The organism is Marinobacter sp. (assembly GCF_046484525.1).
Lineage (GTDB): Bacteria > Pseudomonadota > Gammaproteobacteria > Pseudomonadales > Oleiphilaceae > Marinobacter.
On the sequence record NZ_JAWOIS010000049.1, the window covers coordinates 1 to 14,588 of the forward strand.

Genomic DNA, 14,588 nt, shown 5'->3' on the forward strand with positions numbered 1-14,588 from the left:
CTGTATTGCCTAAGTCTGAGTCGTACAGGAACGCATAGCGGTTCACAAGCCACTCTGGAATGCACTAAGGCACCGCTTGAGATTCTTCCTGGCATGCATCATCCGAGTTTTGACCGTGCCGGGAGGACAGTCAAGTACCTGGGCGATCTCGGGATAAGGCATATCCTCATATCTCCCGAAGGGCGCGGCGCTGGGGCCCCTGACCGGTGTTGCCAGCACTTGATGTGGAACCACCACACCTGCGCACTGGCGCCTTGGCCAGGGTCCCCAGCGCCACGCAGTAGGTCAGCGAATTAACCAGACGGGACACTAGGGCAGATCGGTCACCGCACCCCTGGACGCCGAACTGACGGTCCGGGCGTATTTGGCCAACACCCCGCGAGTCACCCCTGGCTGTGGGGCCTGCCAGGCCTGTCGGCGGCGGTCCATCTCCGCATCGGATACGTCCAGCTCGATGCGGTTGCTGACCGCGTCGATGGTCACGGTGTCGCCATCCTCCACCAGTGCAATGGGGCCGCCTTCGGCCGCCTCCGGCGTGATATGACCGACTACGAACCCATGGCTACCGCCGGAAAAACGGCCATCGGTGATCAGCGCCACGTCGCTGCCGAGCCCTTTGCCCATAATCGCGGACGTGGGGCTGAGCATCTCCCGCATTCCGGGGCCGCCCTTGGGACCCTCGTAACGGATCACCAGAACATCACCCGCCACCACGGTGCCGTCGAGAATCCGGGCCTGAGCCTCCTCCTCGGAATGGAATACCCGGGCGCGACCGGTGAAATGGGTACCCTCCTTGCCGGTAATCTTGGCCACCGCCCCTGTGGGCGCCAGGTTACCGTAGAGGATACGCAGGTGGCTGTCGGCCTTGATGGGATCCTCGAAGGCATGAATGATGTCCTGCCCCTCGGGGTAGGGCTCAACGTCCCCCAGATTCTCCGCCAGTGTCTGGCCAGTCACTGTCAGGCAGTCGCCGTGCAACAGCCCCCGATCCAGCAACATCTTCATCAATGGCTGGATACCGCCAATGGCCACCAGCTCGGACATCATGTAGTGGCCGCTGGGCCTCAGGTCCGCCAGCACGGGCACCCGTTTGCCGATTTCGGTGAAGTCTTCCAGATCCAGCACCACACCGATGGTGCTGGCCATCGCCAGCAGGTGCAGCACCGCATTGGTGGAACCGCCCAGGGCAATAACTACGGTGATGGCATTCTCGAACGCCTTTCGGGTCATGATATCCGAGGGACGGATACCCTTTTCCAGCAGGTTCAGTACCGCTGCCCCGGCGGCCCGGCAATCCTCCACCTTGGTTTCGGAGACCGCATTCTGGGCCGAACTTCCGGGCAGACTCATGCCCATAGCCTCAATGGCCGACGCCATGGTGTTGGCGGTATACATCCCTCCGCAGGAGCCGGGACCCGGTATGGCGGTCTCCTCGATCTGCTTTACCTCGATGAGGTCCAGGTCTCCCCGGGCATGGGCTCCGACCGCTTCAAACACCGAGATGATGTCGGTGTGGTTTTTGCCGGGCATGATGGTGCCGCCATACACAAACACCGACGGCCGGTTCAACCGCGCCAGCCCCATCAGGCAACCCGGCATGTTCTTGTCGCAGCCTCCGATGGCCACGAGGCCGTCAAAGCCCTCGCAGCCGGCAGTGGTCTCGATGGAATCGGCAATTACCTCACGGGACACCAGGGAGTACTTCATACCTTCGGTGCCGTTGGCGATGCCGTCGGACACGGTGATGGTATTGAAGATCAGGGACTTTCCGCCCGCCTCATCGGCGCCCTCGGCGGATTCCTCGGCCAGCCGGTTGATGTGCATGTTACAGGGCGTGAGATTGCTCCAGGTCGAGGCAATGCCCACCTGCGGCTTGCGGAAATCCTCATCGGTAAAGCCCACGGCCCGGAGCATGGCCCGACTGGCGGACTTGCCAATGCCATCCACCACCGGAGATGAGTATTGACGGCGTTTGTCGTCTGTCATGGCGGTCACCAGATCCTCAGGAATGATCAGGTCAGGATCTCAGATTCGGAGGTTAACCTCAAAAAAACCAGCCCAAAACAATATGCAGTACTGAATGACCTGCATCAAGGGGGCTCGTGCTGCCAGCTTTTACAATCACTGGCAGATTATCCCAGTCACGGAGGCATGCCATGCCAGCGCCAATTCAATCCCAGCCGGCGCCGACCACCGGTCATTTCCGCCCGCAATACGATCTGTGGCGCCGTGGCTATGGCGTCATCCGGCATACAGATTCCACTTGCGCGCGGGTCCGGGCGCTGGCTGAGCGACTGGTACAGCGAGGACTGCAACCGGACACCGAAGCGGTCTATCGCAAACTGGTGGCGCTGGACCGCCTGACCAGCGCCGGCCTGTGGCTGGTGTTGCACATGACTTATACCCGACGTGTGGACGTCTCCGGAGCGCCCCTTGCCCCCCAGGATTTCAAAACCAGTCCGGAAGGCCACACCGGCGGTGCGCTTAACATGGTCCCGGCCTACGCCGCCTACCTCGCCCTTAACAGCCTGACCGGCGAGACCCGGAGCTGGTTGATGGGTCAGGGCCATTGCGTGGCCGCGGTGGAAGCACTCAACGTCCTGGCCGGCAATCTCCATCCCGAGCAGCAGGAGCGTTACCGGGGCGCCGAGGGCCTGTCGCGGCTGGCCGAGGATTTCTACAGTTACCGGCAGAACCCTGATGGTTCCATGGCGGTGCCGGTCGGCAGCCACGTCAACCCGAATACCGCCGGCGGTATCATTGAGGGCGGCTACCCGGGATTCGCGGAACTCCAGTATGCCCACATGCCGCTGCCGGGGGAAACCTTGGTGGCGTTTCTTTCTGATGGCGCCGCCGAGGAACAGCGTGGCAGTGACTGGATTCCCCGTTGGTGGCGCCAGGAGGACTGTGGGCTGGTTCTGCCGATCATGATTGCCAACGGCCGGCGCACCGGGCTGGGCACCCGGGAGGGGCTCGAACGGTTCGAGGCGCGCCTGAGCCAGCGGGGCTTTGATCCGGTCCGTTTCGACGGCCGCGATCCGGCGGCCTTTGTCTGTGTCCTGTTCTCCATGGAGGAGGCCCTGAAGGATCACGGGCAAGCCGCGATTAACGGCGAGATACACTACCCGGTGCGCATTCCCTATGGTATCGCCGAAACCGTCAAGGGTTACGGTTTCTATGGCGCCGGCAGCAATGCCGCCCACAACCTGCCTCTGCCGGGCAATCCTCGGATCGACACCCGGGCCCGAGAGCTGTTCCAGACCCACATCAACCCACTTTGGGTCAGCCCGGATGAGATTAAGGATGCGGTTTGTCAACTCAGCGACCATTGCCTTCAGAAGCGCCCTCTGGAACGGGACCACCCCCTGGCACGACGGAATCCGATCGATCCGGTCATTCCCCGGCTGGCTCCGTGCCGGGCACCGTCCTCATCGCCCATGACCGCCGTGGACCATTTTTTCCGGGCCCTGGTTGCGGAGAATCCGGGCCTGCGCCCCCGGGTTGGCAATCCGGACGAGCTCGCCAGCAACCGTCTGACCGGCACCCTCAAAGCGCTAAAACATCGGGTGAATGATCCCGAAAATGACCAGGAAGCGATTCACGGCAAGATCATAACCGTGCTGGACGAGGAAGCGGCGATTTCCGCATGTTTGGCCAACAAGGCCGGTATCAACCTGGCGGCAAGCTACGAGGCCTTCTGCGTGAAGATGCTCGGGGCAATCCGCCAGGAACTGATTTTCGCCCGGCACCAGAAAGTGGTGGGACGGCCCGCACGCTGGCTCGGATTTCCGGTCATCGCCACCTCCCACACCTGGGAAAATGGCAAAAATGAACAGTCGCACCAGGACACCACATTTTGCGAGAGTCTTCTGGCCGAGATGAACGATGTTTCCCGGGTGCTCTTCCCGGCCGACTACAACAGCACCCTCGCCACGCTCCCCTCGGTGTACTCCGATCGCGGCCGCCTGACGTGCATGGTGGTGCCCAAGCGGGAACGACCCTGTGTCTTCGACGCCAATGAGGCCGACATCCTGGCCCGACACGGCGCCCTGGTGGTGGATGAGGACACCTGTGCCGGAGAGCCACTACTATTGATTGCCAACGGCGCCTACCAGTTATCCGAGGCGATTCGGGCCTGTGAACGCCTGCGGGAGACCGGGACTCCCTTCCGACTGGTATATGTGCAGGAGCCCGGCCGTTTTCGCCAGCCCCGTGACGCTCACGAGGCCGTCGTCTGCGCCTCGGAATTCGAACGCGAACGCCTCTTCCCCCATCGTCTCAGGCGTCGTGTCGGCCTGACCCATATGCGGCCCGAGGTTTTCCGCGGCCACCTGAACCCGCTGTTTCCGGAGCCGGCCCACACCCGGGTGCTGGGTTATCTGAATCAAGGCGGCACGCTGAACGTGGCCGGCATGCTGTTTGCTAACCAGTGTTCCTGGGGGCATGTCCTGGCAGCCTGCGCCCGGGTCATGGAAAAGCCCCCCGGCGAATGGTTGTCCCGTGCCGAGCTGGCCGCCGTGGAAGGTCAGGGAGATCCGTCAGTCATTACCCGGGGACTGCCCACTGCCTGAGCCATCGAGCACTTCCCGGGCAAGCCCCTGGTTTCTGAGCTAGTATTGGTATTTTGAACCGTGGATAGCGAGACAGTTTTATGGAGTTGCCCGCATACCTCAAAATCATGGCCGACAAAGGCGCATCGGACCTCTACTTTTCCACCGGCACACCGGTGATGATCAAGATCGAAGGCCAGACCAAGCCCCTGACCCAGAACCCCTTTCCGCCGGGCGCCGTCAAGAATCTGGCGTATTCGGTGATGAACGATCGCCAGAGGGCCTCATTCGAACGGGATCTGGAGCTGGATATGGCCATCGGGGTGGACCACATCGGCCGGTTCCGGGTCAATGTGTTCTGGCAACGCGGCGAAGTAGCGATGGTCATCCGCTACCTCAAAACCGACATCCCCTCAATTGAGTCCCTCGGCCTGCCCGGCATCCTGGAGCAACTGATTATGGAACCCCGGGGCCTGATCCTGGTCGTGGGTGCCACTGGCTCCGGCAAATCCACCACGCTCGCGTCGATGATCGATTACCGGAACCGGCACCGCAGTGGCCATATACTCACCATCGAGGACCCCATCGAATACACCCACACACACGGCATGAGTGTGATCAACCAGCGGGAAGTCGGTGTCGATACCCACTCCTATTCCGACGCTCTGAAGCGCGCTATGCGTGAGGCCCCGGACGTAATCATGATTGGCGAGATCCGGGACCGGGAAACCATGAAGCAGGCGCTGACCTACGCAGAGACCGGTCACCTATGTATCTCCACCCTGCATGCCAGTAACGTGGACCAGACCCTGCGCCGGATTGTGAACTTCTTCCCGGATGAGGCCCACCGGGAGCTGTTCATGGATCTCAGCCTGCACCTTCGGGCAGTGGTGTCCCAACGCCTGTTGCGCAGCGTGGATGGCACACGGGTCCCGGCAGCCGAAGTGATGCTTACAAGCCCCTACATCAAGGAACTGGTCAACAAAGGAGAGATAGGCGGCATCGGTGAGGTGATGGAAAAGAGCCGGGAAATGGGCATGCAGACCTTCGATCAGGCCATTCTGGACCTTTACCACCAGGGCAAGATTACCAAGGACGAGGCCTTCGCCAATGCAGACTCAAGGCACAACCTGGAAGTTGCCATCCGTCTTGAACAGGGCAAGATGGGCTCTGCCAGCTCGGGACTCCGGATCGACGATGGTGACTAGAAACAGCCTTTGAAAACCTGAAGGGAGCCGGTCTGGCTCCCTTCTCTCCCACCCCGCTGGGTAATTTGTTGGCGACGCTGTCCGCGTTCACCCACTCACAAATACCGGGCCGACACCCAAGTTCCAGAGGATGACGGAACCGACCCGCGTCGACACGAGTATTACCAGAGCCACCGTGAGCAACGCTCCGGCATACATGACGGCACGCTCTTTCTCTATACCCATAACTATCGGCAATCCATCATACATGAGCCAGGCGCCATAACAGGCGGCGATCAGGAACACAATCGCGTTGAACCAGGGCACCGGGTAAAGCAGGGCAAAGCCTGCCAGGAACAACGGCGTACAGGAATAGGCTGCCAACGCAATCCCATTAGACGGGACATGTTCTTCCTTCGCGCCGTAGGTTTTCGCCATCCAGTTGATGGCGTAGCCCAGGGCGAAAACACCCACCAGCATGGCCAGGTAAGTCAGCACGCTCAATTGCAGGGCGCTGATTTCAGTCAACTTGATCAGCCGCTCATTACCCACCGTCCAGCCGAAGTAGGCTGTCGATATGTAAGCGCACACTGGTGCGATGGCAGCCAGAACCAATACATAGGCTATGTAGAGCCGTCGAGGAGTCTCGTGTTCTTTACGAATGGACACCCATTCTTCGCCTGGGTGCGTGAAAAGACCGAATGCATGGTGCAGGAGCATGGACACCCCCTTTTCTTGCTGTTGTTGGTATGATCAGGTACGCCTCTCGCACGCTGTCGGATCAAAAAGCGGCACCTGAACTTAACTATAGTCAAGAATGATGGGGTTAAAAGGCAGCCTTAATGACTTTTTGTCATTTAGAAAAGGCTTTCAGATCCTTTGGTTCTGGCAAGGCATCAAACGCACCGAACCGGGTTGCGGTAACCGCACCACAATGGCTGGCGAATTTCAGGGCATCGGCGAGCACACCTTCCGACGCCAACCACTGCCGGAAACCGGTGCCGGAAACCCGGTCCTGCCACAGACGGTAGAGCAGACCGGCAACAAATGAGTCACCGGCAGCCGTGGTATCGAGGGCATGCACCTGCGGCGGCTCAATCAGCAAGGGTTCTCCACCCGCGAACGCTCGCAGGGTGGCCGCGCCGTCCGACACCACCACCAGTGACACACCCTGCTCGTGCAGGGCTTCCACCACGGCCCAGGCCTCTTTGGCATAGAGCTGCCCGAGTTCCTCCCGGCTGAACTTGACGATGTCCGCCTGTTGGGCGATCTGCCCGATGATCTCCGGCGCTTCTTGCGGTGCCGGCCAGAGTCCGGGCCGGAAGTTGACATCGAAACTGACCAGGCAGCCGGCCTCGCGAGCCCGTGCCACCAGGCGCCGCGAAGTGTCACGAATCGCCGGTTCGGTCAGGGTGTTGGAGCACAGATGGAAGATCCGGGCCGCATTCAGCGCTCTCTCTGGCAGCTGATCCGACCGGTACAACAGGTCCGCCGTGGCGTTGCGGTAGAAGCTGAAGCTGCGCTCACCCTGCTCGTCCAGCGACACCATCGCCAGCGCAGTCAGTGCCGAATCCGACATCGCCAACAGGGAGGTATCCACACCGTAATCGACCAGCGCGCGGACAATCGTCTGACCGAACACATCATTACCCACCTGGCCAGCAAACCCGGCGCGTCCGCCCAGACGGGCAACACCGACCGCCACGTTGGCCGGGGCGCCGCCGGGCTGCGGTACATAATAAACACCACCCTCGCCCTGCTCACCCCGCATATCAATCAGCGCCTCGCCGAAGCACAGAACATCGGACATCAACTGGAACCTCTCGAACAGTTACGGGCAGCTTTCACGCACCAGCAAGTGGGTCTGCAGCAGGACATTCCGGTCCTCCTGCTCGCCGAGGAAAATACGGGCTGCCACCCGGCCCTTTTCGGCACTCTGCTGGTAGACAGTGGTCAGGGACGGATGGATATTGGCGGCTTCCGGGATGCCGTCGAAGCCGACTACCCGGACATCTTCCGGTACCCTCAGCCCCATCTGCAATGCCGCCTGGATAGTTGCCAGCCCGATGCGATCACTCATGCACAGCAGCAGGTCCGGCCGGGGAGAGCTGGTCAGTGCCTCGCGCGCGGCCTGGTAGGCATCCTGATGGGTGTTGGTGGGCGTGGACCAGATTCGCTCCGACGGCACCTGGTAACCAGCCGCCCCCAGAGCATCAAGGTAACCGTTCAGGCGCCGGACCGAAATTGCCCGGGTCTCGCTGAACAGCTCACGATCACGGATCCGGCAGACCCGATCCGTGTCCACCAGCCTCAGGCCCAGAATGGCCACCTGTTCCGGCGGCGTGCGCAGGGCATGTTCGGCGCTACGGCGAGCGCCGTCGTAGTTGTCGATGTTGACCCAGGTACAGCCTTCCAGATCAAAGTCCACCACCACCATGGGCTTGCCGTGCTGCTTCAGGCGCTCGTAGGTGTCCTCTTCCTTGAGCCAGCCGTAGATGATAAAGCCATCAACCATCGATTCCTGCAGTCGGCAGCGCTGTTCATCGTGGCTGGAGAGCAGCAGCATGTTCATGTGTCGCCGATCGAGAACCTCGGCCACCCCGTGCAGTAACTCGTTGGCCACCGGATCGGTCAGACTGTAGGCCAGGTTGTCCGCCAGCATAACCCCGACAATGCCGGTACGTCCGGTCCGCAGACTGCGGGCGGCCGCATTCGGTCCCATGTAGCCCAGACGCTTGCACTCCTCGAGAATCCAGCGCCGCTTGGCCTCGGAGAGCTGATCCGGCCGGTTGAAGGCATTGGAAATGGTGGCCGTGGAGACATTCAGTTTCTCGGCCATCGCCTTCACGGTTAGCCGTTTCGGCATATTACTGACGGTCATGATTTCCCCACCGGTGTGTTTCTGTGGTCAACGGCTTGCCGCCTCGGCCAGCCCGGCGGTTGGCGGCTGTTGCGCATGGGGCGACAATGCCTGGTCGTTGTTGCCGAAGACGTGGACCAGGTCCGCGTCAGTACTCAACGCCACCTTCTGGCCGGGAGTGATCTCACAGGGCACCGGATGGCGCACCACCATCAACTCTTCCATGGCCGGCAGCTCGATGTAAACGTAGGCCTCGTTGCCCAGGTACTCGACGTTAACCACCTCAAGACCGTGATCCCGATCGGAGACTTCCAGGTGGAAGTGCTCGGGCCGGACGCCCACCGTGACGGCGTCGCCCTCTGCCAGCTCAGCAATGTCCCGGTTAATCGCCAGCATACCAAGTCCATCCACGTCGACCTGCGTTCTGTCGCTGCCTGTGCCTCCGGCGATCCTGCCCGGCATAAGATTCATCTTGGGCGATCCGATGAAACCGGCAACAAACAGACTGGCCGGGTGTTCGTAGAGTTCGTACGGGGTACCCACCTGTTCCACGTTGCCCTTGTTGAGCACTACGATTTTGTCGGCCAGGGTCATGGCCTCCACCTGATCGTGGGTCACATAGATCATGGTGGACTGCAGGCGGTCGTGCAGTTTGGCGATCTCTGTGCGCATCTGGACCCGGAGGCTGGCATCGAGGTTGGACAGCGGCTCGTCGAACAGCATGATCCGGGGCTCGCGGGCCATGGCGCGGCCGATCGCGACCCGCTGGCGCTGGCCACCGGACAACTCCCTCGGTTTTCGATCCAGCAGTTTCTCCAGTTGCAGGACCTGCGCGGTCTTTTCCACCCATTCCCGGATCTTGCCCTTGTTGGCCTTGCGCAGTTTCAGTCCGAACGCGATGTTCTCGTATACGGACATATGGGGGTACAGGGCATAAGACTGGAACACCATGCCCACACCCCGCTCTTTGGGGGACTGTTCGGTAACCACCTCACCGTCAATCTCGATGTCACCACCAGTGGGATCCTCCAGGCCGGCGATCAAGCGCAGGAGGGTGGACTTGCCGCAGCCGGACGGACCGACAAAGACAACAAATTCCCCGTCTTCGATGCGCAGGTTCACGCAAGGCAATATCTCTTCTTTACCAAAGGTCTTGTTGATGTTCTTCAGTTCCACGCAAGCCATGGTGGAGACTCCTCTCTTGATCGCCCGGCTCCGGCCGGGCGCTCCGAAGTTTAAAGTTCTGCAAACAGGGCCTGGTACGGCGGCAACACCAGGTCACGATCATCGACACGACCCTCGAAGCCGGGTTCGCTGACAACCCTGCCGACAGCCAGGGGCAAGGGCGTCCGGATCTCCCTGCCGGTCAGGTTCAGGGCCACCAGAAGGCACTGCTCATCCGTTCGGCGCACCCAACACAGGGCATCGCCGGTGTCCTCAAGTAACTCCAGGTCACCTTCCACCAGGGCCGGTTGCTGCTGGCGCCACCGGATCAGCCCCCGCACCCGGTTAAGGGTGGAGTTGGGGTCCTGTTCCTGGTCCTGGACCGACAGTTCCCGGTGGGCGCTGTCGATGGGCAGCCAGGGGTCGCCGGTGGTAAAGCCAGCGCCGGGTTCCGACGTCCAGGGCATGGGTGTCCGGCAGCCGTCGCGTCCCTTGAATTCCGGCCAGAACTCAATGCCATAGGGATCCTGCAGGGCTGCAAAAGGTACATTGGCCTCGGGCAGACCGAGCTCCTCACCCTGGTACATGGACACACTGCCACGCAGGGTCAGCAGCAGGGCCATGAGAATACGGGCATACGCCGCCGGGTCCTCCACGCCTTCGCCCCAGCGGGTTACCACCCTCACCACGTCGTGGTTACTCAGAGCCCAGCACGGCCAGCCCTCACCCAGACCACTCTGGAACCGGCGCACGACGTCACGGACCCAGTCCGGGCCATGGTGGTCCGACAGCAGGTCAAACGAATAGGCCATGTGCAGCCGGCCGTTGCCCCGGGTGTATTCGGCCATGCGCTCAAGCGGCTTGTCGTCACCGATCTCGCCCACCAGAGTGGTGCCCGGGTAATGGTCCATCAGCCGGCGCAGGTCCGCCAGGAAGTCCAGGTTCTCCGGCTGGCTCAGATCGTATACATGGCGCTGGTAGGTGTAGGGGTTCACGCCACTGGCCACGAAGGTCTTGGGCTGATCCGCAGGCACCGGTGGGTTATCCTCCAGGCCCTGGCTGTGATAATAGAAGTTTACCGTATCCAGCCGGAAACCGTCGGTGCCCATTTCCAGCCAGAAGCGCATGTTGTCCAACTGGGCCCGACGTACCTCCGGATTGTGGAAATTGAGGTCCGGCTGGCTGGCCAGGAAATTGTGCAAGTAATACTGGGCGCGGCGGCTGTCCCAGGTCCAGGCGCTGCCACCGAAGATGGACAACCAGTTGTTGGGCGGCGTGCCGTCCGGTTTCGGGTCAGCCCACACGAACCAGTCGGCCTTCGGATTGTCACGGTTCTGGCGACTTTCCTCGAACCAGGGATGGACATCGGAGGTATGGCTCAGCACCTGGTCGATGATGACCTTCAGGCCGAGGCGATGGGCCTCCTCCACCAAGGCCTTGTAGTCGGCCATGTCGCCGAACATCGGGTCGACGCCCTGATAGTCCGAAACGTCGTAGCCAAAATCCTTCATCGGTGAGGTGAAGAACGGCGACAACCAGATCGCATCCACCCCCAACGAGGCCACGTAGGGCAGCTTCTCGGTGACGCCCTTGAGGTCACCGATGCCATCCCCATTAGTATCTAGAAAGCTGCGGGGATAGATCTGGTATATGATGCCGCCTTTCCACCATGGCTGGGTCATACAGAAAACTCCTTGATTAACCTTTGACCGCGCCCGCCGTCAGGCCGGACACGATTCGACGTTGGAAGATGAGCACCAACACCACCAGCGGCACCGTCACAATGACCGAGGCCGCCATCAGGTTGCCCCAGGGCAACTCGTGCTGGGAGCCGCCGGTAATGAGGGCAATGGCCACGGGTACGGTGCGCTGGTCGTCGGTGAGGGTGAATGTGAGTGCGAACAGGAACTCGTTCCAGGCGGCAATGAACGCCAGCAACCCGGTAGTGGCCATGGCTGGCCACATCAGTGGCACAAACACCTTGAACAGAGTGGTCAGGGGCGATGCGCCATCCACAATGGCGGCCTCCTCCAGTTCCTTGGGCAGCTGCCGCATGAAGGTGGTCAGGATCCACACCGTGAACGGCAGCGTAAAAATGGTGTAGGAGAAGATCAGAGCCAGCGGATCGTTGTACAGATTCATGGCGCGGATCACCTCGAACAGGCCGGACAACACCGCCACCTGGGGAAACATGGAGATCCCGAGAACGATCATCAACACAGCATTGCGCCCCCGGAACTGCACACGCCCCAAGGCGTATGCTGCAGTCAGACCAAATCCCATGGCAATGAGCACTGTGGCGAAGGACACCAGAACGGAGTTCCAGATGCTGTTGACGAACGAGTCCTGTCCCAGTACCGCCGCGTAGTTGGCAAAGTCGAAGGAACTGATCCAGTACTCCACCGTGAACAACTCCGAACCACTCTTGAACGAGGTCAGGATGGCGTAATAAAACGGGAATACCGTGAACAGAAGGATCACCACCAGCAATACCGAAAACCCGATCTTGCCAGCCACTTTCTTAAGCAAACGGGAATTCATGCCTCACCTCCAATCTGTTTGCGGCCGAGGTAGAGATAGGTGATGGTCGCCAGTGCAATGATCAGGAACAGCACGGTAGATGCTGCCGAACCGTAACCGACATCCTGGAACTGCACCAGCTGCTGTCGAGCGTAAACCGACATGGACATGGTGTCCTCGCTGTTGGACGTCAGCACGTAAATGACATCAAAAACCCGCAGGGCATCCAGGACCCGGAAGATGATGGCCACCATCACGGCCGGGGTGATCAGCGGCAGAGTCACCTTGAAAAACACCCTTACCGGGTGGATGCCATCCACTTTTGCTGCTTCGTAGCAATCCGAGGGCAACATCTGCAGGGCCGCCAGGGTCAGCAAGGCCATGAAAGGGGTGGTCTTCCAGACATCCACCATGATCACCGCCCACATTGACAGATCCGCATTGGCGGTCCAGTTCAGGGGTTCGGCGATAATACCGAGGGTCATCAGCAAGTCGTTGATGATCCCGAACTGGTCGTGGAGCATCCAGCCCCACATCTTGGCGGATACAATCGTGGGAATGGCCCAGGGAATCAGAGTGGCAGCCCGGATCCAGCCACGGCCACGGAACTGGGCGTTAAGGGTCAGTGCAATAATGAGTCCGAGGACCGTCTCGGCGCCCACGGACACCACGGTGAAGAACAGGGTGTTCCACACCGCCCGCCACCAGGTGGGATCGGCCAGGACGCCGAACCACATGCCATCGTCATAGACCAGGTAGTTCTCGAAACCAACCCAGCTGTACTCGCTGATATTCGCGAAACTGGCGTCGGTGAAGCTGAACCAGATAGTCCGGAACAAAGGCCATCCCGCCACGGCGGCCAGCACCAGCAGCATGGGAATCAGGAACACCCATGCTGCTCGCAGGCGCTGGCGGCTGACCTTACTGGCCCGCCGCCGGGCCGGGACAGAGGCGGTCGGCGTCTTGCCGACCACTTCGATTTCTGCCGGTGCTGGAGTAGTGTGTGACATGATCCGTCACCAGCCCTTACGGCCCAGACGACGCAGGTCGCGCTCAAGCGTACTCATGGCCTGCTCCGGCTCAGCCTCGCCGGACAGCACGCTATGAACGGAGTTGAAGAAGGCATTGGACACGCGTCCGTAGCTCTCGCCGGTCACTGAGGAAGGCCGTGGCACCCCATTCTTGAAAGTCTCGAACAGTTCACCGAAGAACGGCGCCGCCGCCAGCACTTCTTCATCCTGGTACAATTCTGGGAGCGTCGGATTGTAGCTGCCCGTGATGGCCCGTCGTTTCTGTTCTTCGTAGCCAGTCAGGTAACGCACCAGGTCCGCTGCCAGCTCGGGATTCTCCGAGTATTTGGACACCGCCAACTGCCAGCCACCTAAGGTTCCGGCATGGCGCCCATCTTCACCACCTTTTGGCAGCGCCACGACACCGACCTTGCCCTTCACCGGACTATCATCACTCTGGGCCAGGCTCCAGGCGTACGGCCAGTTGCGCATGAACAGCGCGTTACCAGCCTGGAACACGCCCCGGGCTTCTTCTTCGGTATAGTTGAGCACGCTGCGGGGCGAGATGTTACCCACCCAGGTACTGGCCAGACCCAGTGCCTTCACCGCCTGAGAGTTGTTGATAGTAACCTCACCATCGGCATTCACGATGGTACCACCGTTGTGACTGGTCACCCACTCCAAGGCATCACATGTGAGCCCCTCGTAGGCACGACCCTGCCAGACAAACCCCCAGAACTTATCATTACCTTGATCGCGCTCGGCTTTCATGACCGCTTCAGCGGTCTCGGTCAGCTGTTCCCAGGTCTCAGGTGCCGTCTGGTCGTACTTTTCGAGCAGGTCTTTACGGTAATACAGCACCCCCGCGTCAGTGAACCAGGGCATGGCCACGAGCCGGCCATCAACTGTATTGTTCTGTACCAGTGCCTCGAAGTGCCGACTTTCAGCTCCATCGGTGTACGGGGTCAGATCAATCATGTGCTGGGCCAGCATGCCCGGCCAGACCACATCGATCTGGAAGATATCCACATCCCCGGACTGGGCTGCCAGCAACTGCTGGTACAGGGACAGGCGCTCGGTGGCAGAGTTGGGAGTGGATACCACCTGGACCTCGTTGCCGGTCTTTTCTGACCAGGCAGCAACCCCTTCTTCACAGATCTGTCGCTCGGCGCCCACCGCGCCGCATGAGATGGTGATGGATTCGGCCTGCAATCCGCCGCTCATCAGGAAGGCAGCTGTACTTCCGACCATCCAGTGTTTCAGGTTAAATCTGGACATAGTGATCACCTCAATTCAG

The 14,588-nt window shown here is 60.7% G+C and carries 13 protein-coding genes; 2 read left to right on the top strand and 11 right to left on the bottom strand.

The window, feature by feature from the left end:
• Positions 1-42 precede the first annotated feature (42 nt).
• From R6W86_RS10570 to ilvD, 3 genes are read right to left on the bottom strand one after another with little or no spacing between them, the layout of a single operon-like run.
• Entirely contained in the window at positions 43-162 is a 120-nt protein-coding gene (locus R6W86_RS10570; protein ID WP_410329321.1) for an RNA polymerase sigma factor, read from the bottom strand.
• 4 nt (positions 163-166) lie between these two features.
• Positions 167-310: a hypothetical protein gene (locus tag R6W86_RS10575; RefSeq protein ID WP_410329322.1), complete on the bottom strand. Its 144-nt coding sequence runs from the start codon at positions 308-310 to the stop codon at positions 167-169.
• Entirely contained in the window at positions 310-1,986 is a 1,677-nt protein-coding gene (gene ilvD / locus R6W86_RS10580) for a dihydroxy-acid dehydratase (RefSeq protein WP_410329323.1), read from the bottom strand. The genes R6W86_RS10575 and ilvD overlap by 1 nt, the downstream gene beginning before the upstream one ends.
• 170 nt (positions 1,987-2,156) lie before the next feature.
• Here ilvD and R6W86_RS10585 point away from each other — a divergent pair, with 170 nt between their 5' ends.
• Together R6W86_RS10585 and R6W86_RS10590 are read left to right on the top strand one after the other, a co-directional pair.
• Positions 2,157-4,571 (top strand): xylulose 5-phosphate 3-epimerase, encoded by a 2,415-nt coding sequence (locus R6W86_RS10585; protein WP_410329324.1) that lies wholly within the window; start codon positions 2,157-2,159, stop codon positions 4,569-4,571.
• 80 nt (positions 4,572-4,651) lie between these two features.
• On the top strand, positions 4,652-5,758 hold the full coding sequence (locus R6W86_RS10590) for a PilT/PilU family type 4a pilus ATPase (protein ID WP_410329325.1): 1,107 nt from the start codon (positions 4,652-4,654) through the stop codon (positions 5,756-5,758).
• A gap of 87 nt (positions 5,759-5,845) precedes the next feature.
• On the opposite strand, the gene R6W86_RS10595 is transcribed toward R6W86_RS10590, so the two are convergent.
• From R6W86_RS10595 to R6W86_RS10630, 8 genes are all read right to left on the bottom strand, one after another.
• A complete protein-coding gene (locus R6W86_RS10595; RefSeq protein WP_410329326.1) occupies positions 5,846-6,457 on the bottom strand; it encodes a Yip1 family protein in 612 nt (203 codons plus the stop codon).
• A gap of 133 nt (positions 6,458-6,590) precedes the next feature.
• Positions 6,591-7,547 carry a carbohydrate kinase family protein gene (locus tag R6W86_RS10600; RefSeq protein WP_410329327.1) on the bottom strand — a complete coding sequence of 319 codons (957 nt, stop codon included), beginning with the start codon at positions 7,545-7,547 and terminating at the stop codon, positions 6,591-6,593.
• A 21-nt stretch (positions 7,548-7,568) separates the two neighbouring features.
• A complete protein-coding gene (locus R6W86_RS10605; protein WP_410329328.1) occupies positions 7,569-8,618 on the bottom strand; it encodes a LacI family DNA-binding transcriptional regulator in 1,050 nt (349 codons plus the stop codon).
• 27 nt (positions 8,619-8,645) lie between these two features.
• Entirely contained in the window at positions 8,646-9,782 is a 1,137-nt protein-coding gene (locus tag R6W86_RS10610; RefSeq protein ID WP_410329329.1) for an ABC transporter ATP-binding protein, read from the bottom strand.
• Positions 9,783-9,832: 50 nt separating this feature from the next.
• A complete protein-coding gene (locus R6W86_RS10615; RefSeq protein WP_410329330.1) occupies positions 9,833-11,443 on the bottom strand; it encodes an alpha-amylase family glycosyl hydrolase in 1,611 nt (536 codons plus the stop codon).
• 16 nt (positions 11,444-11,459) lie between these two features.
• A complete protein-coding gene (locus tag R6W86_RS10620; RefSeq protein WP_410329331.1) occupies positions 11,460-12,302 on the bottom strand; it encodes a carbohydrate ABC transporter permease in 843 nt (280 codons plus the stop codon).
• The gene (locus tag R6W86_RS10625) at positions 12,299-13,291 is read right to left on the bottom strand and encodes a carbohydrate ABC transporter permease (protein ID WP_410329332.1); all 993 of its coding nucleotides are present in this window, start codon (positions 13,289-13,291) and stop codon (positions 12,299-12,301) included. Before R6W86_RS10625 ends, R6W86_RS10620 begins: the two co-directional genes overlap by 4 nt.
• A gap of 6 nt (positions 13,292-13,297) precedes the next feature.
• On the bottom strand, positions 13,298-14,542 hold the full coding sequence (locus R6W86_RS10630) for an ABC transporter substrate-binding protein (RefSeq protein WP_410329429.1): 1,245 nt from the start codon (positions 14,540-14,542) through the stop codon (positions 13,298-13,300).
• Positions 14,543-14,588 lie beyond the last annotated feature (46 nt).

Bases quoted from the DNA above. Each gene is read 5' to 3' on its own strand.
- R6W86_RS10585 (WP_410329324.1), top strand. From the start codon at position 2,157: ATGCCAGCGCCAATTCAATCCCAGCCGGCGCCGACCACCGGTCATTTC.
- R6W86_RS10600 (WP_410329327.1), bottom strand. From the start codon at position 7,547: ATGTCCGATGTTCTGTGCTTCGGCGAGGCGCTGATTGATATGCGGGGT.
- R6W86_RS10605 (WP_410329328.1), bottom strand. From the start codon at position 8,618: ATGACCGTCAGTAATATGCCGAAACGGCTAACCGTGAAGGCGATGGCC.
- R6W86_RS10630 (WP_410329429.1), bottom strand. From the start codon at position 14,542: ATGGTCGGAAGTACAGCTGCCTTCCTGATGAGCGGCGGATTGCAGGCC.
- R6W86_RS10620 (WP_410329331.1), bottom strand. From the start codon at position 12,302: ATGAATTCCCGTTTGCTTAAGAAAGTGGCTGGCAAGATCGGGTTTTCG.
- ilvD (WP_410329323.1), bottom strand. From the start codon at position 1,986: ATGACAGACGACAAACGCCGTCAATACTCATCTCCGGTGGTGGATGGC.
- R6W86_RS10610 (WP_410329329.1), bottom strand. From the start codon at position 9,782: ATGGCTTGCGTGGAACTGAAGAACATCAACAAGACCTTTGGTAAAGAA.
- R6W86_RS10615 (WP_410329330.1), bottom strand. From the start codon at position 11,443: ATGACCCAGCCATGGTGGAAAGGCGGCATCATATACCAGATCTATCCC.
- R6W86_RS10595 (WP_410329326.1), bottom strand. From the start codon at position 6,457: ATGCTCCTGCACCATGCATTCGGTCTTTTCACGCACCCAGGCGAAGAA.
- R6W86_RS10625 (WP_410329332.1), bottom strand. From the start codon at position 13,291: ATGTCACACACTACTCCAGCACCGGCAGAAATCGAAGTGGTCGGCAAG.
- R6W86_RS10590 (WP_410329325.1), top strand. From the start codon at position 4,652: ATGGAGTTGCCCGCATACCTCAAAATCATGGCCGACAAAGGCGCATCG.
- R6W86_RS10570 (WP_410329321.1), bottom strand. From the start codon at position 162: ATGCCTTATCCCGAGATCGCCCAGGTACTTGACTGTCCTCCCGGCACG.